19 protein-coding genes are annotated in these 21,393 nt (G+C 47.6%); 13 read left to right on the top strand and 6 right to left on the bottom strand.

All coding sequences use genetic code 11. From position 1 onward, the window contains the following. Positions 1-30: 30 nt before the first annotated feature. Both AB6805_RS05195 and AB6805_RS05190 read left to right on the top strand, forming a co-directional pair. On the top strand, positions 31-747 hold the full coding sequence (locus tag AB6805_RS05195; RefSeq protein WP_079470399.1) for a MotA/TolQ/ExbB proton channel family protein: 717 nt from the start codon (positions 31-33) through the stop codon (positions 745-747). A gap of 10 nt (positions 748-757) precedes the next feature. Then, the gene (locus tag AB6805_RS05190) at positions 758-1,153 is read left to right on the top strand and encodes a biopolymer transporter ExbD (protein WP_079470398.1); all 396 of its coding nucleotides are present in this window, start codon (positions 758-760) and stop codon (positions 1,151-1,153) included. Between the two features lie 57 nt (positions 1,154-1,210). On the opposite strand, the gene prmC is transcribed toward AB6805_RS05190, so the two are convergent. After that, positions 1,211-2,065 carry a peptide chain release factor N(5)-glutamine methyltransferase gene (gene prmC / locus AB6805_RS05185; protein ID WP_370908391.1) on the bottom strand — a complete coding sequence of 285 codons (855 nt, stop codon included), beginning with the start codon at positions 2,063-2,065 and terminating at the stop codon, positions 1,211-1,213. A 108-nt stretch (positions 2,066-2,173) separates the two neighbouring features. Here prmC and ribD point away from each other — a divergent pair, with 108 nt between their 5' ends. The 6 genes from ribD (at position 2,174) to AB6805_RS05155 (ending at position 12,324) form a co-directional block, all read left to right on the top strand. Beyond that, positions 2,174-3,223: a bifunctional diaminohydroxyphosphoribosylaminopyrimidine deaminase/5-amino-6-(5-phosphoribosylamino)uracil reductase RibD gene (gene ribD, locus AB6805_RS05180; protein ID WP_370908390.1), complete on the top strand. Its 1,050-nt coding sequence runs from the start codon at positions 2,174-2,176 to the stop codon at positions 3,221-3,223. Between the two features lie 20 nt (positions 3,224-3,243). After that, entirely contained in the window at positions 3,244-3,846 is a 603-nt protein-coding gene (locus tag AB6805_RS05175) for a YigZ family protein (RefSeq protein WP_370908389.1), read from the top strand. A gap of 288 nt (positions 3,847-4,134) precedes the next feature. Beyond that, positions 4,135-5,943, top strand: a complete 1,809-nt coding sequence (locus AB6805_RS05170) for a type VI secretion system Vgr family protein (protein WP_370908388.1) — start codon at positions 4,135-4,137, stop codon at positions 5,941-5,943. A gap of 16 nt (positions 5,944-5,959) precedes the next feature. Continuing rightward, positions 5,960-7,330, top strand: coding sequence for a hypothetical protein (locus tag AB6805_RS05165; RefSeq protein ID WP_370908387.1), 1,371 nt, complete (start codon positions 5,960-5,962; stop codon positions 7,328-7,330). A gap of 35 nt (positions 7,331-7,365) precedes the next feature. Continuing rightward, positions 7,366-11,697 (top strand): DUF6531 domain-containing protein, encoded by a 4,332-nt coding sequence (locus tag AB6805_RS05160; RefSeq protein WP_370908386.1) that lies wholly within the window; start codon positions 7,366-7,368, stop codon positions 11,695-11,697. A gap of 15 nt (positions 11,698-11,712) precedes the next feature. Beyond that, a complete protein-coding gene (locus AB6805_RS05155; RefSeq protein WP_370908385.1) occupies positions 11,713-12,324 on the top strand; it encodes an Imm25 family immunity protein in 612 nt (203 codons plus the stop codon). Between the two features lie 98 nt (positions 12,325-12,422). On the opposite strand, the gene AB6805_RS05150 is transcribed toward AB6805_RS05155, so the two are convergent. Together AB6805_RS05150 and AB6805_RS05145 are read right to left on the bottom strand one after the other, a co-directional pair. Continuing rightward, entirely contained in the window at positions 12,423-13,307 is an 885-nt protein-coding gene (locus AB6805_RS05150) for a 3-hydroxyacyl-CoA dehydrogenase family protein (RefSeq protein ID WP_370908384.1), read from the bottom strand. Positions 13,308-13,365: 58 nt separating this feature from the next. After that, on the bottom strand, positions 13,366-13,971 hold the full coding sequence (locus tag AB6805_RS05145) for a carboxypeptidase-like regulatory domain-containing protein (RefSeq protein ID WP_370908383.1): 606 nt from the start codon (positions 13,969-13,971) through the stop codon (positions 13,366-13,368). Positions 13,972-14,160: 189 nt separating this feature from the next. Between AB6805_RS05145 and AB6805_RS05140 the strand changes: the two genes are divergently transcribed. The 3 genes from AB6805_RS05140 (at position 14,161) to pyrF (ending at position 16,992) form a co-directional block, all read left to right on the top strand. Further along, the gene (locus AB6805_RS05140; protein WP_370908382.1) at positions 14,161-15,258 is read left to right on the top strand and encodes an Mrp/NBP35 family ATP-binding protein; all 1,098 of its coding nucleotides are present in this window, start codon (positions 14,161-14,163) and stop codon (positions 15,256-15,258) included. A 71-nt stretch (positions 15,259-15,329) separates the two neighbouring features. Beyond that, on the top strand, positions 15,330-15,956 hold the full coding sequence (locus tag AB6805_RS05135) for an FMN-binding negative transcriptional regulator (RefSeq protein ID WP_370908381.1): 627 nt from the start codon (positions 15,330-15,332) through the stop codon (positions 15,954-15,956). 214 nt (positions 15,957-16,170) lie between these two features. Next, positions 16,171-16,992 (top strand): orotidine-5'-phosphate decarboxylase, encoded by an 822-nt coding sequence (gene pyrF, locus AB6805_RS05130; RefSeq protein ID WP_370908380.1) that lies wholly within the window; start codon positions 16,171-16,173, stop codon positions 16,990-16,992. 72 nt (positions 16,993-17,064) lie between these two features. Here pyrF and AB6805_RS05125 read toward each other — a convergent pair whose 3' ends face one another. Next, complete coding sequence (locus AB6805_RS05125; protein WP_370908379.1) at positions 17,065-17,349, bottom strand: YciI family protein; 285 nt, start codon at positions 17,347-17,349, stop codon at positions 17,065-17,067. A gap of 317 nt (positions 17,350-17,666) precedes the next feature. On the opposite strand from AB6805_RS05125, the gene AB6805_RS05120 reads away from it, so the two are divergent. Both AB6805_RS05120 and AB6805_RS05115 read left to right on the top strand, forming a co-directional pair. Next, positions 17,667-18,845, top strand: a complete 1,179-nt coding sequence (locus AB6805_RS05120) for an acyl-CoA dehydrogenase family protein (protein ID WP_370908378.1) — start codon at positions 17,667-17,669, stop codon at positions 18,843-18,845. A 45-nt stretch (positions 18,846-18,890) separates the two neighbouring features. Continuing rightward, the gene (locus tag AB6805_RS05115; protein ID WP_370908377.1) at positions 18,891-19,907 is read left to right on the top strand and encodes an FAD:protein FMN transferase; all 1,017 of its coding nucleotides are present in this window, start codon (positions 18,891-18,893) and stop codon (positions 19,905-19,907) included. A gap of 77 nt (positions 19,908-19,984) precedes the next feature. Here AB6805_RS05115 and AB6805_RS05110 read toward each other — a convergent pair whose 3' ends face one another. Beyond that, complete coding sequence (locus AB6805_RS05110) at positions 19,985-20,605, bottom strand: outer membrane beta-barrel protein (RefSeq protein WP_370908376.1); 621 nt, start codon at positions 20,603-20,605, stop codon at positions 19,985-19,987. 31 nt (positions 20,606-20,636) lie between these two features. Then, positions 20,637-21,281 carry a DUF4136 domain-containing protein gene (locus AB6805_RS05105; RefSeq protein WP_370908375.1) on the bottom strand — a complete coding sequence of 215 codons (645 nt, stop codon included), beginning with the start codon at positions 21,279-21,281 and terminating at the stop codon, positions 20,637-20,639. Between the last annotated feature and the right edge of the window lie 112 nt (positions 21,282-21,393).

Raw genomic sequence — 21,393 nt, 5'->3', positions numbered from 1 at the left:
TCTACTTATGCACCCGTTAAAATATAGTTCATGTTGTTAGGTTTTATTACATTATTACAGGATTCTTTATCGTCTCTTCCGGCTGATTCAGCAGCCCTGGCAGCTGGTGCTGCCGGAGCCCCGGCGCCGGAAATCCATCTGATAGATATGCTGATGAAAGGCGGTGTGCTGATGATCCCCCTGGGAATACTTTCGCTGATAGCGGTATATGTATTCGTGGAAAGGGCCATCACCATCAGTAAAGCCGGCCGGTTGCCTGATAACTTTATGCCCATGATCCGTGATCAGATCACCACGGGTAACATGCAATCTGCCAGATCACTGGCAAAAAATACCTACGGACCAATTGCCCGTATGATCGAGAAAGGGATTCAGCGCATAGGCAAGCCAATTGAGAATATTGAAAAATCCATGGAGAATGTGGGTAAGCTGGAAATTTACCGGATGGAAAAGAACCTGGTGATCCTGTCTATCATTGCAGGCATTGCTCCTATGTTCGGCTTCCTCGGTACCATTGCAGGGATGATCCAAACCTTTTTCAATATCTCCATCACCTCTGATATCACACTGGGCACCATTGCCGGCGGTATCTATGTAAAAATGATTACTTCCGCTTCCGGTTTAATTATCGGTATCGTGGCCTTTATCGGCTACAGTTACCTGAATGCCCAGATTGACAAGGTAGTAAACAAGATGGAAGGCGCTTCTGCTGAATTCATCGATATTTTGCAGGAACCAACCCGCTAAAACCACCCTCATGAATTTACGCAGACGAAATAAGAGACAGGTGGAAATGCACAACTCAGCACTGAATGACATCCTGTTCATTCTGTTGTTGTTCTTCCTTATTGTTTCCACCCTGGCTAATCCGAATGTGATCAAACTGCTGCTGCCGAAAGCAAAGAGCAATACCAAGTCGAAACAAACGGTAGTAGTGAGTATTAACGATAAACGCGAGTTTTTTGTAGGCACCAATAAAGTAACCTTTGATCACCTGAAACAGGCGCTGGCGCCTTCTATCGGCAATGAAAAGATTGATCCCACCATTGTTATCAATGCGGAAAAATCTGTACCGGTGGAAGATGTAGTGAGTGTGATGGAAGTGGCCAGGGAGATGGGAGCCAAAGTAGTATTGGCCACCGCACACAAGTAATAATGCCTTTCATGTATAGCAGACCTGGTGGTGCAATACCACCAGGTCTTTTTTATTTTATGCCTTCTTTCCTTTTACCATCCTGTCTTTCCCGAACATATCCTGTTTCAGCGTTACCGCGGTAAACCCGGTGCTTTCCATCAGTGCCACTACTTCTTTTCCCAGCGCCTCGTTGATCTCAAAATAGAGGGCGCCGCCGGGAACCAGCCTGGAATGCGCCATTTCGGAGATATGGCGGTAAAACAGCAGGGCATCATTATCGGGAACAAATAAGGCCAGTGATGGCTCAAAGCCCCAAACCAGCTGCTGCATGGAGGTTTGCTCACTCTGTGTGATATACGGGGGATTGCTCACGATCATGTCAAACTCCGGTAAACCGGCCATCTGTTCCGGGTTCAACGCATCCAGGTGCAGGAACTCCACTTCCAGCCGCTGACGTGCTGCGTTGCTGCGCGCCACTTCCAGCGCGCCTTCACTTACATCAATGGCAGATACCTGTGCATCCGGCAGTGACTTTTTTAGTGCCAGCGGAATGCATCCGCTGCCGGTGCCTACGTCCAACAAGTGAAGCCGGTGGCGGTGTGCAGCGTCCTGCACCATCCATTCTACCAGTTCTTCTGTTTCGGGGCGGGGAATAAGTACATTTTTATTAACCAGGAGTTCCATGCCGTAAAACCAGCTGGTGCCGGTGATATATTGTACCGGTTCATGGCGCTGCAGCGCTTCTATGGCTGCCTGGAGACGTTGCTTCTGATCGGGGGAAAGGATTTTTGTTTTGTGAACAATCCTGTCCAGTTTACTCATACCCGTTAGATATTCCATTATGATATGTGCGATGTTGGCGGCTTCCCGCTCATCATATAGTTCACTGATGGCGCCTGTAATATAGGTAAAGGCCGTTTGTATAGTCAATATAATCAGTTTAAGGCATGTGACAGGAAAAGTGCAAACCTGGGGGAGCGGCATTTTCCATTCGTTAAAAACGATACTTTTGCAAAAATATTACTTCGCGCGGTGATTATGAATAGCACGTTCAATGAATTTTATATGCAGCGTTGCCTCGAACTGGCCGCTATGGGAGCCGGTCAGGTGGCGCCTAATCCAATGGTGGGCGCCGTGCTGGTACACCAGGGGCGTATCATCGGGGAGGGCTATCACCGGCAGTACGGGCAGGCCCACGCGGAAGTGAACTGTGTGAACAGCGTAGCCCCGGAAGAACGTTCGCTCATTCCGCTGGCTACCATGTATGTAAGCCTGGAACCCTGCGCGCATCACGGCAAAACGCCGCCCTGTGCAGATCTTATCGTATCACAGGGCATCCGGCAGGTGGTGATTGGCTGCGTGGATACCTTTTCAGCAGTAGCCGGAAAGGGTATTGAAAAACTGGAGAAAGCCGGTGTACAGGTGCAAACAGGCGTGCTGGAAGCGGCCTGCCGGCAAATCAACCGCCGCTTTTTTACCTTTCATGAACAACAACGGCCTTATATTGTACTTAAGTGGGCGCAAACCAGCAATGGCCTGATCGCCGGCGCCGGCGGGGCGCCCCTGCGGATATCCAATCAATACAGCGACCGCCTGGTGCATAAATGGCGTAGCGAAGAAATGGGCATCCTGGCAGGTACCCGCACCGCCATAAGTGATAACCCCCGGCTCAACAACCGGCTGTGGACCGGTAAAGACCCGGTACGCCTGATCATTGACCGGGATCTGAAAGTGCCGCGGTCCCATCATGTGTGGGATGGCAGCATTCCTACTATTTTCATCACCGCGGAAGCGGCGGAAACCCACGGTCTTACCGAAACCCTGCCACTGGATTTCAATACCGCCCTGTTGCCGCAACTGATGCAGCAATTACACCGGCGGCAGATCCAGAGCATCCTGGTGGAAGGCGGCCAGGCGGTACTGCAGCAATTCATTGCAGCGGGTTTGTGGGACGAAGCGCGTGTTATAACCGGTACGGGTACACTACCGGAAGGACTGGCAGCGCCGGTACTCACCAACGCATTGCTCACGCATACCCTGCAGGTAGCGGGCGATCGTATCGATTTTTATCATCCCGCGCAGCTTTAAGCGCGTATTAAATTATTTTGATGGAGGTTTATTTTACAATTGATAAAACAGCAGTCGCAGAGTTCAAGGACAGGGGCAGCAAATTTCTCGCATACGCATTTCCTGTTAAATCCCCGGAGGAAGTAAAAGAATGCCTTGCAGAGGTGAAAAAAGAACACCCAAAGGCCACCCATCACTGTTATGCTTACCGCCTTGGCACCGCCGGGCTCCAGTTCCGCGCCAGCGACGATGGAGAGCCTTCCGGCTCAGCAGGCAAGCCCATCCTGGGGCAAATAGACAGTAAACAGATTACGGATGTGCTCATTGTAGTAGTGCGTTATTTCGGCGGTAGCCTGCTCGGTGTACCGGGGCTTATCAACGCTTATAAGATGAGCGCCGCTATGGTGCTGCAACTGATCCCCGTGATCCAGAAAAACATAGAAGCAAAATACCACCTCAGCTTCGACTATACCATCATGAACGACGTGATGATGGTGGTAAAGCAAAATAACTGCACCGTTATTTCACAGGAACTTCAGTTGTTCTGCGAAATGGTGATAGGCGTTCCGAAATCAGGCGAAGAACTTTGCCTGCTGCGCTTAAAAGATATTTACGGGTTGCAGGTGCAACCACAAAAAAATTAATAAGAAGAATGGATGATCCTGGTAAGCAGGCGGATGTTACAACATGTAGATAGGAATCCGTACTTTAGGATCATCTTCCCCCCAAAAATAACCCCGAAAATATTTTCCCCATTTCCATAAAATGAGGGGGTTGTAATATAAATTTCCTTAAATTTAATTTTGTTAACTAGGATTTCCTTAACCCGTTTTTCAGGTATTTTTTGAGATGAGAGTTGCTTATACAGCAGCGCCCATCCAGCTTTTTCAGATCAGATATAGGACCATATTAATTTAAAAGCCCCCCTGTATATGTTACATACCATAACAACCGTATCTATTGCTGACAAACAGTTTAAACAATTTCATTCCCTGCGCCTGGAGCAACAGTTACAGGGACATCATCATTTTGAGCTGAAAATAGGCTACGACTGGCTGCAGGAACTGGGTCCCGGTATAGTGTCGGCTACCAAAGCATTTCTGGGAAAAGAAGTGAGCATTACCATACAGGCGTTTGAACAATTACAAACGTATGAACCCCTTATTTTCAATGGTATTGTGATGTCTGTGAGCTCAGGTAAAGAAAGCGATGGTACCCACGGCTTTTGCGTGATCCGCGGATACAGTCCCACTATCCTGCTGAGTAACGACCTGCATGTACAGACCTTTGAAAACCAGGACCTGGGCGCTATTGTAAACACAACGCTGAAAGCCTGCGGCCCTTATGTGGCACGCCCGATGGTAGACCCCAATACCACATCGCCGCTGAAGTATATAGTACAATACAAAGAAACATCATTCGACTTTCTCCACCGGCTCTCCGAGCGGTTCGGGGAATGGTTTTTTTATAACGGGCAACAATTGGTTTTTGGAAAATACCAACCCCGCGAAGTATCGTTGGTTCACCTGGTTGACCTCATGAGCTTCGACCTCGAAATGAAGGTGCAACCCAACAATCAGCAGTTGAACGGATTTGACTACCGGAACAATAAAGTAGTGGAAAATACGACGGTGGCACAGCCTGCCGGGAAAGTCAATGACTATACCTCGCATGTACAGGGACTAAGCGAAAAATTATACAGCAATACATCCACCTATAAAATGACCCACGCCTTTACCAGCAATGCCAAAGCAGAACTGGATACGCTGGTAACCCGGCAGAAAAAAGGACGTATGGCCGCTATGGTGCAACTGAAAGGCAGCAGCAGGCATACTGCGCTCCGCGTGGGAGATCATATCTCTATCCAGGAGAATGTATACGCAAAAGATGATCATGGGAAATTCATGATCTGGGGTCTCACCCATCATGTAACCGGCAACGGCGACTATTACAACGAGTTTGAAGGTATCCCTGCAGATGCGGCTGCCCCACCGGTGAACCTGGAAAATATGCCTTTCTGTGAGGCGCAGAGCGCCATCGTAGTGGACAATCATGATCCGAAAGACCTGGGAAGGGTAAGGGCCCGTTTCAAATGGCAGCAACAAGGCATGACCCCCTGGATGAGGGTGGTTGGCCCGCACGCCGGTGGCAGCAAAGGCATGTACATGGTACCGGAAAAAGGAGAAGAAGTAGTGGTGGATTTTGAAGGAGGGAACCCCGAGCTTCCCTTCGTGCTGGGAACCACCTACAACGGAGAAGGTAAGTCGGGATTTGGGACTGCCAACAACGACATGAAAGCCATCCGTACCCGCACCGGTATCTCCATTTTGCTGAATGATGCCGACGGCAGCGTTACCGTTTCAGATAAAGCCGGTAACACCATCTTCATTGACGGCACAGATAAAATGTCCCTCTTCTCTAAAACAAAAATGTCCATATCTTCCAAAGAAGTTGAAATAACCTCGGAGAAATTCAGCATCGCAGCGTCCGAGCAGGGCTCTATCACAGCCAAGAAAGGAATCTACCTGGAAGGCACAGAAACGGTAACCGTCAACAGTAAAGATGCGATCGTGAAAGGAGGAGAGTCGCTCACCTTGCTATCGAAAGACCTGCTGGCTTCCGGAAGCAAAAATGCCAACGTTACCGGCGCCTCTGTTTCGGTAAATGGTACAAAGGATGTTACCGTGACCGGGCATGGCGACGTAGTAGTTTCCGGCGGGCTGGTGAAAATAAATTCCTGATCCTTAAAGCTCACTTATGACAACCTCACCAACTATCGGGCAGGAGTTTTATAAAGTAAGGGAAACATGGGCTGCCGCCGACCGTGATCACCAATGGAAACTGGCTATCTGGCTGATACAATATGCCGACGTGGAAATTATCGATAAATTCCTGGAAACCGAACGTACCGCCATTGGTGTTTTTAAAGAGATATTTTTCAGATTCGATTCCCCTTACCAGGAAGATCACGAGGCATATGAACAGTTGCTGTGGAATGAATTCCTGGAATGGTTTGAACCCGTGCCCCGCGAAGAATATGATGTTTACGGTGCACTGAAAAAAGACGGGCTGCTGAAAACAGATTATCAGCCCGACCGACACCTCGCGCCAACAGTACAAAGCATCTGGAAAGAACTGCGGCGTTTTATGGGCTGTGTGCGCGGACTGGAAGAAACCGGGTGCTGTATTTATTTTCCTCCTTTAAGACCCGAGCAGGCCGATGCAGGCGCCTGGTATGCCGATGTGCTGAAAAAAGGACTGCCGGACGGTATCCGGCTTGTTACGATAGATATAGCAGCTAATTCCCGTATAACCATACCGAGAACATTTGCCCACCAGGTAAAGATATTACAGCCATCACTGCAAATGGTAGCCGCTATTAACCATGAAATGGATAAAGGCGGTGGCAATTCTGATACCATCAGTGTAGATGCACGTTTCCGTAAACAGATCCGTAAAGTGATGGATTGTACCACACAACCTGATTCGCCCACGCTGGACCAGGAAATATCCGTACTGCTTTCGCTGAGCAAAAAAATGGGGGGTGAACCTCATGAAGTAGCCGGTATGATGATAGCCGCACAGGCTTATTTCATGGCGCGTGAATCCGATAAGAGCGCCGGCTACGCTGATAAAGCCATCCGGTTGTCGAGGCAGCTGATGGACAGGAATGATCCGGCAGGATATCCTACCTGGAAATCCTGTGTGATGATCCGCGCCGCCATACTGGCGGGCAAGAAAAAAAGAAAACAGGCCATTGCACTCTATGAAGCGCTGGCACTGGAGGCCGTGAATAAAGGCGATGCTTTTATGATCATGGAAGGATACCGGCTTTGCGGTCACCTGCATTATGAACTGGGACAAATGAATACGGCTTTTGAAAACCTGTTGCTGTCAATGACCGGCGGCAGCTACCTGGAACGGGAAGTAAGAAGACAATCCACTTTCCTGCATGCCGCAGCAATGGCTGTACACCTCTGTGAAAAGATCCGCGGGCCGGAAGATCTGGCAATACTGGAAAGCAACTTACAGGAATTATTGGGCGACGACTGGCATACATTGTTACAGGCAGACGGTATGGATAAAGCCACTGTAAGACGTAAATCAACCTTGTTTGAGTTTAACTAAGATCCTATCCCAAGAGGGAGTAAAGTAATCATATCATGGCTGTAGAAAACAAAGGCTTTGGGGCATTATTTGCAGAAAAGAAAAACTCACTGGACCATATCCAGAAAGGAATGGCCAGTATCCTACCTGCTTTCCCGGGAATGCCCGCTGCAAAATATTTTGACCTCGGCATAGGCATCGACTTTCACGATTCCGTATTTCCTCCTTCGCCGTTATTGCCGGTGCCGCACATCGGTATGGTGTTCGATATCATAGGCGCTATTATGGCTGCTATTGCCAGTGTAGTGCCACCACCGCCGCCACCACCACCAGTGGAAGAAGGGAAAGAACCCGCACCGGAACCATTCTCGCTGGCAGCCACCGCACAAATGCTGGTACATGCGCTCAGCCCTTCCGTAAAAGTTCATAACCAATGGGTAGCCAATGCAGGTACACCTATCCTGCATTTACCAGCCATCATTGCACATTTGCCCTTCCCGATCGTGAAGCCCAAAGCGGCTTCTGAAATGTGGATGGGTAGTTCTACTGTGCTGGCAGATGGCGGCCCTTTTTCTACGCAGTTCCATCCGGCATTGTCGTGTAACCTGGTAGGACTTCCTTCGCCGCCAAGGCTGAATAAAAAAAGTACGGCGATGGCGCTGATGGCGCCCACGTCCATGTTGCTGATCATGACATCCTCCGGAAAGCCAGTACTGGTAGGCGGTCCGCCAACTATCGACCTGTTTCAGCTGATGTTTAAGCTGGGCCTGAAAGGAATGTCCAAAGCAGCAGGCGCGGCTTTGCAGAAAACCGTCAATAAAATGGAAAGCCGGTTTCCCAAGCTGGCTGGTATGCTGCAGGACTTTAAGTGTAAAAGATTTGGAGAACCTGTGGATGCCGTAACTGGCAGGGTGGTTTCCAACAATATAGATTTTGAATTGCCCGGACCTATACCACTGGTATGGGAACGCACGTATTATAGCGACGCAGAAGTGCCAGGGCCTTTAGGGTACAACTGGCACCATAGCTACAATCTCAGCCTGTATGACCTGCGTAACGGTTACTTCAGCATCCGCCTGGCAGACGGCCGCGAAACCGTGATGCCGGCAATACCGCCAAACAGCAGCTATTTCAACAGGGGAGAGCAGTTATGGTGGCGCCGTGACAGCAGCGGCTATTACCTGGAAGATAAAGAACAACTTCAATATCGCTTCAACGCCCGGCCTGGCCCCGATGGCAGTTGTATGTTATCTGAAATCCGTAACCCCGCCGGGTGCTATATACAATTCCGGTATAACGGGCAAGGCTATCTGCAACGGATCGTGGATAGCAGCAACCGGCTGTTACAAGTAACCACCGATGACTATGGCCGCATTGAAGACATTTACACCCACAAAGGAGCGGAAGTTATTCACCTGGTACGTTATTCCTTTGATGAAGCCGGTAATCTTAGCAGCACTACCAATGCGCGGGATGTCAGCAAATACTTTTTCTATAAAGGACACTTATTGGTGCGGCTAACGAACCAGAGCGGAATGAATTTTTACTGGGAGTATGAAGGTAAGGGAGATGAAGCACGCTGTGTGCATACCTGGGGAGATGAAGGCGTACTGGAATATCATGCGCGATATGAAAAAGGGAAAACCATTGTTACTAACGGTCTTGGGCACACGACAACTTACTATTACGACGAACGTCAGCTTATTTATAAATTCATTGATGGCAATGGCGGCGTTACCCTGCAGCATTACAACAGGTATGATGAACTGGAAGTAGTGGTAGATCCTGCCGGAAACACCGAGAAATACGAATACGACGCCTTTGGAAATAAAGTGAAAGAAACCAATGGTAATGGGGAATCTACCTTGTTTTATTTTGATGAAGAGCAGCGTTTAACAGGGCTTAAAACGCCTGGTGGCAAACGAATGGAATGGATGTTCAATGACGAGGGGCTGATAGTGAGGAAAAAGAACATGGAGGGAGTGGTAACGAAATACGGGTATACAGGGCCTTATCTTACCCATGTAACTTATAAGAATGGCCGCACCTTTGAGCTGGAATATGATGAACAACATAACCTCAGCAAAATTACTTCACCTGAAAATGCACAACGTCACTGGAAGTATGATGAATTGGGGCAATTAGTAAAAGAAACCACTGAAACAGGCTACTGGTACGCATATGAATATGATGTTGCCGGTAATGTTATTCGTGTGGAAGAAGCCGATGGGAGTATTCATCTGTTTAGCTACGACGCCGCTGACAACATGATAAAGGCAGGAGACGGCCATCGGGAAGTAAGTTTTACTTACGGACCACTGGGCGTGTTAACGGGAAGAAGTCAGCATGGCGTAAATGTGCGGTTTAATTATGATAAAGAGTTGCAGTTACGCAGTATTGCCAATGAAGGAGGAGAGCTGTACCGGCAGGAGCCGGATGCAAACGGGAATATCATTAATGAATGGGGCTTCGATGGCGTGCATTACCACTACGAGCGGGATGCCGCAGGCCGCGTGAAAAAGATATTCCGGCCAGACAATCGCTGGACTGCCTGCGAATATGATGGTACCGGTTTACTGGTGCGGGAGGAGTACAGTGATGGCAGCGTAACAGCATATGGATATAATAAAGACGGGCAGCTGACTGGCGCCTTCAATGAAGACGGCGCAGTTACCATTCAACGCGATGCGTATGGCCATACTATCGGTGAGGTACAAGGCGCTTACACGGTAACGCGCGAATACAATGAATGGGGAGAACCGGTTTTTGTAGGAAGTACGTTGGGCGCGGCTATTCACCTGGAACACCATGCAGCAGGATATGTAGATGGAATGCAGGCAACTAATGGAACCGATAATTCCTGGCAGGCGCAGTGGAAACATAATGAAAGTGGACTGGAAGTATTGCGGATGTTATCCGGTGGAGTAACCGTGCAAACGCAGCGTGATAAGCAGGGAAAGGTGGTGAGGCAATCTATCGGGGTTCATAAGGCAGAACAGAGCCGCATTCGTTATGAATGGGGAAGAAGTACAAAGCTGCGGCGGATGGTGAATGAACTGAATGGGGCGCAGGCGCAGTTTTCCTACGATGAATTTGATAACCTGGTAAGTGCCTCCTACGGTCAATCAAATGGTAACGCCGTCGACACCGTTTATCGCATACCCGATAAGCTGGGGCATCTTTTCAGAACTCCTGCACGAACGGATCGCGTGTATGGCAAAGGCGGACGCCTGCTGGAATGCCCGGATTACTTCTATTATTATGATGGAGAAGGAAATCTTATCTGCAAGGAATTCCGTCACAACCACCAGGTAGCGGAAGATAAGCAGGCATGGGGCAAAGCAAACAAAATAGTGTTGAAGGGAAGCCGTACCGGCTGGGTGTATGAGTGGAAAGCAAACGGATGGCTGTGGAAAGTGATCACACCGGCGGGAGGAGAAATTGTATTCAGCTATGATCCGCTGGGAAGGCGTATTGCGAAGGTAAATAAACGGAAGCAGGAGGTAACCCGCTGGTTATGGGATGGCAATGTGCCATTGCATGAATGGCAGTATACGGGTGATTATCCACCGCACCTGGAAGCAGTAGCCGATGGGGCGTTGCAGATTGAACAGGAGCCGGTAGACAACCTGGTAACCTGGGTATTTGAAGAAAGCTCCCTGGTACCCTGCGCGAAGCTCACCGCGGCAGGATCTTACAGTATTGTTGCAGATCACCTTGGTACGCCGGTGCACGCATTTGATACATCAGGAAATAAAGTTTGGGAGCGCGAACTTGATTGCTACGGAAAAGTAAGACGCCTGCATGGTGATAAAACATTTTGTAATTATCTTTATCAGGGACAATATGAAGACGCTGAAACAGGGTTAAGTTATAACAGGTTCCGGTATTACGACTCCGGAAGCGGCATGTATATTTCCCAGGATCCAATTGGATTGCTGGGAGGTATGAAATTTTACAGCTATGTGCATGATCCGAATAGCTGGGTAGACGTGTATGGATTGGCTGGTGGTGCAGGAGCGGGATCAGGCAGGGGCTGGCTTAACTGGGCCAAACAATGGCATGATAAACGTGCCGATGAGATATTTGGAACAGGTAATAAGGGACGGTCTATAAGCGGTCGTAACTATGATAAATATTATGACGGCAAAGATATTGAGTTCAAATCTGATAACTTCTCCAAAGGCCCGAGATCAAAAGAATCTTTAGCCAGGATGGATAAACAGATAGATAAAGATATTGCTAACAAAGTTGCCGGAAGAGCAGATCCGCACTGGCATTTTGATCATGATCCAGGTGTAGCGACAGAAATGAAGGCTTTACTGAAGAAAATGGATGATGCCGGCATAACGCGTACACATGGTAAAACATACCCTGGTCACCACTAAAATAAGAGATATAGTATGTCTGAGTTTTTTAGCGTAGTCAATGAATTTGAAGATCTGATTAAGCAATTTGATTTTAAACAGCCGAAGAAATTATGGTATTCCCATTTGGTGGCATTGAGCAAACATATCGAAGATATTTTCTATTGTTATGTCATCGCCAGGGTGTATAAGGAGGATGGTTCCCTGCAAACCACTTTGTGGGTTGGACCTATTGACAGGCCTGATGATGGGCTTAGTAGCCTTTCGGCTCACATTAAGGTGGATATTGGCTATACACAGGTCCTTGATGAGAATTTTTTCAGGAATTGTGAAAAGAAGATCATCCGCCTGATCGAAGAAGGAGCTTTAACGTCATTATTGGCTACCTCAAAAAAAGAGTTGGCAGATCCGTCTGTCAATAACAGAAGACATGAGGTATATACCGCTTATCTGTTACCTTTTTTCAGGAAGATTTTAGCCGTGACGGACAATGATGTAAAAGTGCTGAAGAGCAAAACGAAATGTGAAGCAGTGATTGAAAAAGAGTTTTCAAATCTGGAAGGTGACATGAAAGCCTTCTTTGATAAATTTGGACTGAAGGCTACTAAAGACAGCATTTGGGAGTTATGCTATATTTACTCTCTGTAGTATGTAAGTATGATAGCTGACAAATTTCAACCTTTTATTTAATCTCATTATGCAAGGCCTTTAGCAATTGACAAAGTCAATCGCTAAAGGCCTTCTGATTAAAACCGCCCGCTCACAACAAGGTCTTTACTACCGGGCGTGTATTTATAAAATCCTTCACCGCTTTTAACACCGAGATAACCCGCTGTAACCATGTTTACCAGCAGCGGGCAGGGTGCATATTTGGGATTGCCAAAGCCGTCGTGCAGCACCTGCAGGATAGAGAGACAAACATCCAGCCCGATGAAGTCGGCCAGTTGCAGTGGTCCCATCGGATGCGCCATTCCCAGTTTCATGACGGTATCAATTTCCGCTACGCCGGCTACACCTTCAAAGAGGGAGCAGATAGCTTCGTTGATCATGGGCATCAGGATGCGGTTGGCGATAAAGCCTGGATAATCATTTACTACGCAGGGAACTTTTTCCAGTTTTTCGGAAAGTGCCACGATCGTGTTGGTTACTTCTTTATCAGTTGCATAGCCATTGATGATTTCTACCAGTTTCATTACTGGTACGGGGTTCATGAAGTGCATGCCTATTACTTTTGCCGGGCGTTTGGTAACTGCGGCAATTTTTGTAATAGAGATAGAAGAGGTGTTGGTAGCGAGAATGGCGTCAGCAGGAGCATGGAGGTCGAGGTCCTGGAATATTTTCAGTTTCAGCGCAATATTTTCTGTAGCGGCTTCCACTACCAGGGATACATCTTTTACCCCGGTTGCCAGGTCTGTTTGCAGGGAAATATTACGGAGGGTATCCGCTTTTACGGCTTCGGTAATAGTGCCTTTTGCCACCTGGCGGTCCAGGTTTTTGGTAATGGTTTGCAGCGCCTTATCCAGTGCGGGGGCCGAAACATCTATCAGGTTTACGGCGTAGCCGTGTTGGGCAAATACATGCGCAATACCATTTCCCATAGTACCAGCGCCGATAACCGCAATTTTTTGCATGGTGTAGTGATTTGTCGGAATTGAATAAGGCGCTAATTTAAGGTATTACGCGTTACCGTTAGTAACTGCCATAACTATCGTCTTTCCTTTTAAAGTCGCCCTGTTTCCAGGCCTGGATAAACTGGGCCCATGCCAGTGGATTAAAGATATTTTGCGGAGGTGGCTGACCGGCATAATAAAGGCTTTGTGCCTGTTTCTTGAGGTATTGACTGGTACCTTCCGTGCCGTCCATAGGTGTATAACGGGCCATGGCGCGAAGCCTGGCGTTACTGGTATTTTTTCGTGCAACCTCATAGGCATCATCGGGAATGTCCATATTGGCAAAGGCGCGTTCAAATTCTTCCCTGGAAAGATAAGGTTTGATAATAGTTACAGGGAGATAGGTGGTATCTTCCACCATCAGCTGTATCAGGGAAAAGCTATTGCCTTTGATATCGGGAGGTATGCGGTAATTTTTATGTTTGAAGCCCACCGCACTGAACGACAGGGTATCGCCTTTGAATACAACGATAGAGAATATACCGGATCTGTTGGAGATAGTTCCCCTGTTTTGTCCCTTTACCAGGATGCTCACCGCGGGGATGGCCCGCAGGCTGTCTGCCGTCATGGTAATACCCGAAATTTGTATAACGCTGTCTCTGAATTCCGCGATCTGAGCTTTCAAAAGGAAAGGAGATAAAACGAAAACAATTATGAGTGACAGTATGTAGGATCTTTTCTGATGCATGCCGGCCCTAAGATATAAAAATTTAATTACGTGTTTCCATGCAGTTGATCACCTGCTCAGAGAAATTGTAAATTAAATCCCAATTGGGTTAACTTTGCTGTCTGGATTCAAAATTAACAACAATTTATGATCACGAAAGAGCAGGTTTTAAAGGCCCTGAGCAACGTAGAAGAGCCGGATCTGGGCAAGGATCTCGTTACGCTGAACATGGTAAAAGATATAGAGATTGATGGCAATAAAGTGAAATTTACGGTCATTCTTACCACGCCGGCCTGTCCGTTAAAGGACCTGATCCGTAATGCCTGTGTGAACGCTATTCACATGCTGGTAAGCAAGGATGCGGAAGTGGAAGTTGTCATGACGGCCAATGTAAATACCAAAAGAGCAAACGGGCAGGGCGTCCTGTCTAATGTAAAAAATATCATTGTGGTGGCCTCTGGAAAGGGAGGAGTGGGTAAATCCACTGTGGCAGCCAACCTGGCGCTGGCTTTGGGCCGTGATGGCGCCAAAGTAGGGCTGATGGATGCGGATATTTACGGTCCTTCCGTTCCCATTATGTTCGGATTACGCGGCGAAAGGCCGCTGATGGTGAATGTAGATGGCAAAGGCATGATCCAGCCGATTGAAAAGTTTGGTATCAAGGTAATGTCCATCGGTTTGCTGATAGATGAAAGACAGGCGGTGGTATGGCGCGGACCTATGGCCAGCAGTGCTTTGAAGCAATTTATTACCGATGTATACTGGGATGAACTGGATTACCTCATCATCGATATGCCGCCCGGCACCGGTGATATTCACCTCACCCTGGTACAAACGGTGCCTGTTACCGGCGCTGTGATTGTAACCACACCGCAGGATGTAGCCCTGGCAGATGCCAAAAAAGGCATTTCCATGTTCATGGGACAGCAGATCAATGTGCCAATTCTCGGATTAGTGGAAAATATGGCCTATTTCACACCTGCTGAACTGCCGGAAAATAAATATTACATTTTTGGAAAAGAAGGTGGAAAACAACTGGCGGAAGAAATGGATATTCCGTTCCTTGGCCAGATCCCGCTGGTACAAAGCATCCGCGAAGGCGGTGATGCCGGTGTGCCCGCTATGGCCGGCGACGATAAAATAACCCGCAAGGCTTTCCTGGATGTTGCCGGTGCAGCTGCACGCAGCATCGCTATGCGCAACGCCAATGTTGCTCCCACCAGGATTGTAGAAATTATTGTATAAAAGAATCATCCGTTACGGATTACAGATAGGAATATCTGTGATCCGTAATTTTTTTTCTCTAACAACTCCGTATGTATACACCAAAACTTACCCGGGAAACCAACTGGGATACTATTGCCAATTTTATCAGGGAGAATGGTTTTGGATTGCTGATCAACACCGATAACGCCGGAACCCCGCACGCTACGCATATTCCCATGACCCTGGTGGAAAAAACACCGGGAGAATTTGTTTTACACGGACATATCGCACGGATCAATCCCCAGTGGGAATGGTTTGAGAAAAATGAAACGCTGGCGGTGTTTTCCGGACATCATGCGTACATTTCTTCCTCATGGTATGAAAAGGAAAAGATACCTACCTGGAATTACATGGCCGTGCATATTCACGGTACCATCCGTATCCAGGAAGAAGCGGAAGTGATACAGGCGCTGGGCGCGCTGGTGGATCATTACGAGGCGGCATCTGCCTGCCCGGTGCATATCAGCGATATTGATGATAAAACACTCAGCAACAATGTAAAAGCTATTGTGGGATTTGAAATGAGTATCCGGGAGGTAAATGCCAATTATAAGCTCAGCCAGAATAAAAAAGATGCGGATTATTTCAGCGTAATCGCTCATCTGCGGGCATTGGGCGATGAAAATTCATTACGCGTGGCTGCAGAAATGGAAGCCCGCCGGTCAACCCAAAAATAGACGGAAACATTTTATTTTTGTTGATGGTCGTAATCCCAAAAAGGAATATCTTTATTTTAATCTTCCGCGTTAAAAAATATCCAACATTGTCGGTAAACCACAACTACCACAGTGAATAAATAGCGTTGTTTTTCAATTACAGGTAATCATAATATGTTTAAAGAAGCGTCAATGCTTAAGTTTTTCTTAACTTTGCGCCCCAAATTAACCGACTATGAATCGACAGGAATTGGTGAATCTGATTAAGGAAAAGCAGTCTTACCTGTGCGTAGGACTGGATACGGACATTCAAAAGATTCCAAAACACCTGCTTTCTCATGCAGATCCGGTGTTTGCCTTTAACAAGGCGATTATTGACGCTACCAAAGATCTTTGTGTAGCGTATAAAATTAATACGGCCTTTTACGAAAGTATGGGCATGCGCGGCTGGGAAAGTTTACAACGGACCATTGAGTATATCCCGGAGGGGATATTTACCATTGCTGATGCCAAGCGTGGCGATATCGGCAATACTTCCACCCAGTACGCGAAAACATTTTTCGAAACCTATAAGTTCGATTCAGTGACTGTTGCGCCTTACATGGGTAAAGACAGTGTAACGCCTTTTCTCCAGTTCTCTGAAAAATGGGCGATCCTGCTGGGATTAACCTCCAATGAAGGTAGCCAGGATTTCCAGATGCAACAGATCGGAGATGAGTTCCTGTTTGAAAAAGTGCTGAAAGCCGGGATGGAATGGGGCACTCCGGACAACCTCATGTTCGTGATCGGAGCTACCCAGTCTTCACAGCTGGGATATATCCGTAAACTGGTACCTGACCATTTCTTCCTGGTACCAGGTGTAGGCGCTCAGGGCGGAAGCCTCGAAGAAATTTCCACACAAGCCATGAATAAGGATTGCGGACTGCTGGTAAATGCCAGTCGCGCTATCATTTATGCAGGTAATGGAGACGATTTTGCTACAGACGCCCGTCGCATAGCAAAACAATACCAGGTGGAAATGGCCGGATATCTCAACAAGATAGTAGCTACCGTGTAAATAACTTTTTAATACCGGTACCTGGCAGCTGCGGTTTGCAGCAGGCGCCAGGTACCGGCATCTCCCTGATTTTTACTTGAAAATACAGTTCTTTACGGTCCACCACGGCTTTACCTCGAAATTCAGCCGGCCTGCTATCACAGCAGCATCCTTGTTTACCAGCGACACTACCTCCAGGCTGTCTTTACAATCCATAATTAAAATACCACGCAGTTCCTCATCATTTTCAAAAGGACCCGCTACCAGCAATTTGCCGGCAGTAGCCATTTTATTGATATTGTCCATGTGAGCCTGTTGGATTTTTGCCGCAAGGGCAGTATCCTGGTTCCGGACGGGACCTTTCTTTAGCAGAACCATCCAATACCTTTTTAATTCAGGTGGTGCGCCTGATTTGACTTTTGGGGGGAGCACTTTGCTTAGTGCAACAGATTGTAATGGTGTGGGGTGAAATGATAACATCACAATGACTAAAAATCCCAATAGCAAAAGCGCAGGTATAACTTTGCTTGCCATAGTTGTCGAATTTGAAGGAAAGGTACAAACTTGTCATGAAAAAACGTGATTGTTGTGCAGGTATTTTGCAGGAAAAAAATATAGGTTCCATGGCTGAAATCTCCCCGTGGACGTGGTTCCTAACGGGTAATTTCTTATATTGGGTATTAAACCCGTAGTTAATGCAACAAGATCTGTTTCAGTCGCCTGATTATTTTGCCATTGATGATTTGCTGAAAGAAGAACACCTTTTGATCCGCGACGCCGTACGTCAATGGGTGAAGAAAGAAGTATCCCCCATTATTGAAGACTACTGCCAGCGCGCTGCTTTCCCATCACAGATTTTAGCAGGACTCGGAGAACTGGGTTGCTTCGGCCCTACCATCCCGGTGGAATACGGAGGCGGCGGAATGGATCATATTGCTTACGGACTAATGATGCAGGAACTGGAGCGGGGCGACAGCGGTATACGGTCTACTGCCTCCGTACAGGGTTCGCTGGTGATGTTCCCGATCTATACTTTTGGCAGCGAAGCGCAGAAAAAGAAATACCTGCCTAAACTGGCTACAGGCGAAATGATGGGCTGCTTTGGCCTTACTGAACCCGACCACGGCTCCAACCCTGCAGGAATGCTTACCAACTTCCGGGAAGCAGGAGATCATGTGATCCTGAACGGCGCTAAAATGTGGATCTCCAATGCGCCATTTGCGGATATCGCCGTAGTGTGGGCAAAAGATGAAGGTGGTGTGATCCGCGGTATCATTGTGGAAAGAGGAATGGAAGGGTTTACCACGCCGGAAACAAAAGGGAAGTGGAGTTTGCGGGCCAGCGCTACCGGGGAACTGGTATTTGATAATGTAAAAGTACCTAAAGAAAATATTCTGCCGGAAGCCCGCGGGTTAAAAGGCCCGTTAACCTGCCTTTCTTCTGCGCGTTATGGTATTGCCTGGGGAGTGATCGGCGCGGCGATGGATTGCTACGATACGGCCCTCAGATACGCGAAAGAACGGATCCAGTTTGATCGCCCTATTGGTGGATTTCAGCTTACGCAGAAGAAACTGGCGGAGATGATCACTGAAATCACCAAAGCGCAGCTGCTCAACTGGCGGCTCGGCGTATTAAAAAATGAAGGGAAAGCAACGGCTGCCCAGATTTCAATGGCCAAGCGCAATTCCTGCGAAGTGGCTGCCAATATTGCCCGCAACGCCCGCAGTATCCTCGGTGGAATGGGGATTACCGGCGAATTCCCTGTAATGCGGCATATGATGAACCTGGAAAGCGTAATGACTTACGAAGGAACACACGAAATACATTTACTCATTACCGGTATGGACGTTACCGGGTTAGACGCATTTAAATAGCGGCATACGCGGTTAACCGCTTATGCTGACTGCCAACAGCTGTACATGAAACGATTTTTTTTCCTGGCCATTTTCCTGTGGTCTGCCAACACCCGGGCGCAGCAGGCGCCTGCCCTGAAGTTGATCACCTGCGAAGGGAAAGCACAGGGTACTTATTATCTCGTGAAATATTTATCGGCCGATACGACGTCAATGGATAAACGCATTGATTCTTTATTTGGAGTGATCGATCAGTCGTTGTCCCTGTATAAACCCGGATCGGCCATCAACCGGTTTAATGAAACCGGCCATATCACGATGGATGAACACATGAAAGCGGTTATTCAGAAAGCCTTGTTTACCAGTAAAGCCACCAATGGCCTCTTTGATATTACGGTAAAGCCGCTGGTATACCTCTGGGGATTTAGCGTTACCAAACCTTCTTTTAAAGGCGTGCCGCCACCGGACAGTATCAAGGCCGCTATGTCGTATATTGGTTACCGTTATCTCCGTGTAAAAGGCAACCAGCTGTATGCCGCAAAGAAAGGTGTGCAGATCGATTGTAATGGTATCGCCCAGGGCTATACGGTAGATGTGATCGGACATTTTTTATCGCAACAGGGAATCGATAATTACCTGGTGGATGTAGGAGGGGAGTTGTGTGCAAAAGGGCATAACCATCAGCATAAAGTATGGAGTGTAGGGATAGAAAGGCCATCGCCCGGCGATACCACCTATGAGCCGGTACAGGGGCTGGTACGGCTTCCTGGTAAAGGCATCGCTACCAGTGGGAATTACCGCCGCTTTTTTGACCAGGGGCGTACACGTTTTGCGCATACGATCCATCCGGGAACAGGGATAGCGCTGCATAATAATATTATCAGCGTAACGGTAATTGCAAAAGATTGTTTTACTGCCGATGCTTTTGATAACCCGCTTATCCTGATGGGTGTGGAAAAGGGACTCGCCTATATTGCACAGCATCCGGCGTATGGACTGGAAGCTATTTATATTTATAAAGACACAGATGGCGCCATTAAGGAAGCCTTTAGTAAAGGCTTTAAGGCATATATGGAGTTCTAAAAAAAATGTCCCGCTCGCTGGTTCACGAACGGGACTCACACGCACACTTTCTTCCTAGAATATGGACTCAAAAGGATTTAGTTCAACGAGAACTTCAATCCAATATTTCCCTGAACGGTATTGTAATTGGTGATGTCGCCATACTTATAAGGCGCGTAGTTATACCGTACATTGGCATTGAACATCAACGGTGAAGCCTTGCCAAAAGGCACATTGATGCCTATTTCCGGGCTCACGAGGAATTGCCAGCTGTTATCTTTCTCTACAAATTCACCCCAGTATTTTTCATAATTCATATTAGCGGTACCTACACCTACAGTAGCATACGGAATAACGGCTGCAGAAGGTTTGGTGAATGCATAGCTCACCGTTGCCTGGATCGGGATTACCTGCAATGTGCGTGACTGAACAGCAGATACATCGCCTTGTTTATCGGGATATACTGCACGTGGAAGCCGTTCGTAAAAGTCCTGGAACCCGGAACGTAATCCTACGGACCATTGGTTGTTCAATTGATATTGCAACCCTGCACTCCAGCCACGGAAGCTGGTTTTATCGGAATAGTCCTTTAATGAGCCAAGGGGCTGTGCAATGGAATAATTCACATCTACGGATAAAGGCGGACGAACCTGTGCGGATACTGCCTGTGCAGCAAAACATCCGGCAAAAATCAATATCCAGTTTCTTATCTTTTTCATTTCCTGTCAGTTTAAAAGTTGTCAATCAACATTAATTAGCGGTTTTACTCAGGTAAGGTGATTGGGCAAAAGATGCCTGCACCATTGAATCGATGTTACCGGTACTCCATACGCCTGAGCCTCGCCATAATGAATTCCATACAGCTGTCAGCTTATTATTCTTGGGGTTTTTGAGGTCAAACACATCGATGGCTACCTGTCTTTCATTCACCTGGTAAACCGTGTAATAGGAGGGCCAGTACCAGCCGCCACCCGGATATCCCCAGTAACCAGGATCCCAGTAGCCGCCGCCGCCCCACCATCCCGGATTCCAGGAGATGTTGGTATAGGAGTTGTCGATACGTGTGAGGTTGACAGCCAGATCAGGTTTGGCGGCTTTGCTCACAAGTGTGTAGCCCCGTTGCTGCATAGCAGTGCTTACGGAGGCAATCAGTTTTTTGTCGTAGTCGGTCAGCTCTTTTTTAGCTGAATCGCTGCTACGCGTCAGCACTGCCACTGAATCTACTATGCTAAAAGTGGAATAAGAGGTGAAATTAGCGGTGCTGTCGTGGTTAGTGATGTAGATCCTTGACTCTTCATTAGTCATATCTTTCAGGGGATCTTTACGGCAGCTACTGAATGAAACCATCGCTACCAATGCGGCAGCGGCACTGAATAAAAACAAAGTTCTTTTCATGTCCTAGCGTATTAATTTAAAAAAATAAAATATACAGGCTAACAGTCATGAACCAAGCAGATTGGTATCCTGACATTCCGGTTTCCGTGTATGCTTCTTGAACGGATTAGAT

The sequence above is a fragment of the Chitinophaga sp. RCC_12 genome (assembly GCF_041360695.1).
Taxonomy (GTDB): domain Bacteria; phylum Bacteroidota; class Bacteroidia; order Chitinophagales; family Chitinophagaceae; genus Chitinophaga.
This window is presented reverse-complemented; position numbering and strand designations above follow the sequence as displayed.

Excerpts from the sequence above, each read along its gene's own strand:
- AB6805_RS05195 (WP_079470399.1), top strand. The coding sequence starts at position 31 with ATGTTGTTAGGTTTTATTACATTATTACAGGATTCTTTATCGTCTCTT.
- AB6805_RS05190 (WP_079470398.1), top strand. The coding sequence starts at position 758 with ATGAATTTACGCAGACGAAATAAGAGACAGGTGGAAATGCACAACTCA.
- ribD (WP_370908390.1), top strand. The coding sequence starts at position 2,174 with ATGAATAGCACGTTCAATGAATTTTATATGCAGCGTTGCCTCGAACTG.
- AB6805_RS05175 (WP_370908389.1), top strand. The coding sequence starts at position 3,244 with ATGGAGGTTTATTTTACAATTGATAAAACAGCAGTCGCAGAGTTCAAG.
- AB6805_RS05170 (WP_370908388.1), top strand. The coding sequence starts at position 4,135 with ATGTTACATACCATAACAACCGTATCTATTGCTGACAAACAGTTTAAA.
- AB6805_RS05165 (WP_370908387.1), top strand. The coding sequence starts at position 5,960 with ATGACAACCTCACCAACTATCGGGCAGGAGTTTTATAAAGTAAGGGAA.
- AB6805_RS05160 (WP_370908386.1), top strand. The coding sequence starts at position 7,366 with ATGGCTGTAGAAAACAAAGGCTTTGGGGCATTATTTGCAGAAAAGAAA.
- AB6805_RS05155 (WP_370908385.1), top strand. The coding sequence starts at position 11,713 with ATGTCTGAGTTTTTTAGCGTAGTCAATGAATTTGAAGATCTGATTAAG.
- AB6805_RS05150 (WP_370908384.1), bottom strand. The coding sequence starts at position 13,307 with ATGCAAAAAATTGCGGTTATCGGCGCTGGTACTATGGGAAATGGTATT.
- AB6805_RS05140 (WP_370908382.1), top strand. The coding sequence starts at position 14,161 with ATGATCACGAAAGAGCAGGTTTTAAAGGCCCTGAGCAACGTAGAAGAG.
- AB6805_RS05135 (WP_370908381.1), top strand. The coding sequence starts at position 15,330 with ATGTATACACCAAAACTTACCCGGGAAACCAACTGGGATACTATTGCC.
- pyrF (WP_370908380.1), top strand. The coding sequence starts at position 16,171 with ATGAATCGACAGGAATTGGTGAATCTGATTAAGGAAAAGCAGTCTTAC.
- AB6805_RS05125 (WP_370908379.1), bottom strand. The coding sequence starts at position 17,349 with ATGGTTCTGCTAAAGAAAGGTCCCGTCCGGAACCAGGATACTGCCCTT.
- AB6805_RS05120 (WP_370908378.1), top strand. The coding sequence starts at position 17,667 with ATGCAACAAGATCTGTTTCAGTCGCCTGATTATTTTGCCATTGATGAT.
- AB6805_RS05115 (WP_370908377.1), top strand. The coding sequence starts at position 18,891 with ATGAAACGATTTTTTTTCCTGGCCATTTTCCTGTGGTCTGCCAACACC.
- AB6805_RS05110 (WP_370908376.1), bottom strand. The coding sequence starts at position 20,605 with ATGAAAAAGATAAGAAACTGGATATTGATTTTTGCCGGATGTTTTGCT.
- AB6805_RS05105 (WP_370908375.1), bottom strand. The coding sequence starts at position 21,281 with ATGAAAAGAACTTTGTTTTTATTCAGTGCCGCTGCCGCATTGGTAGCG.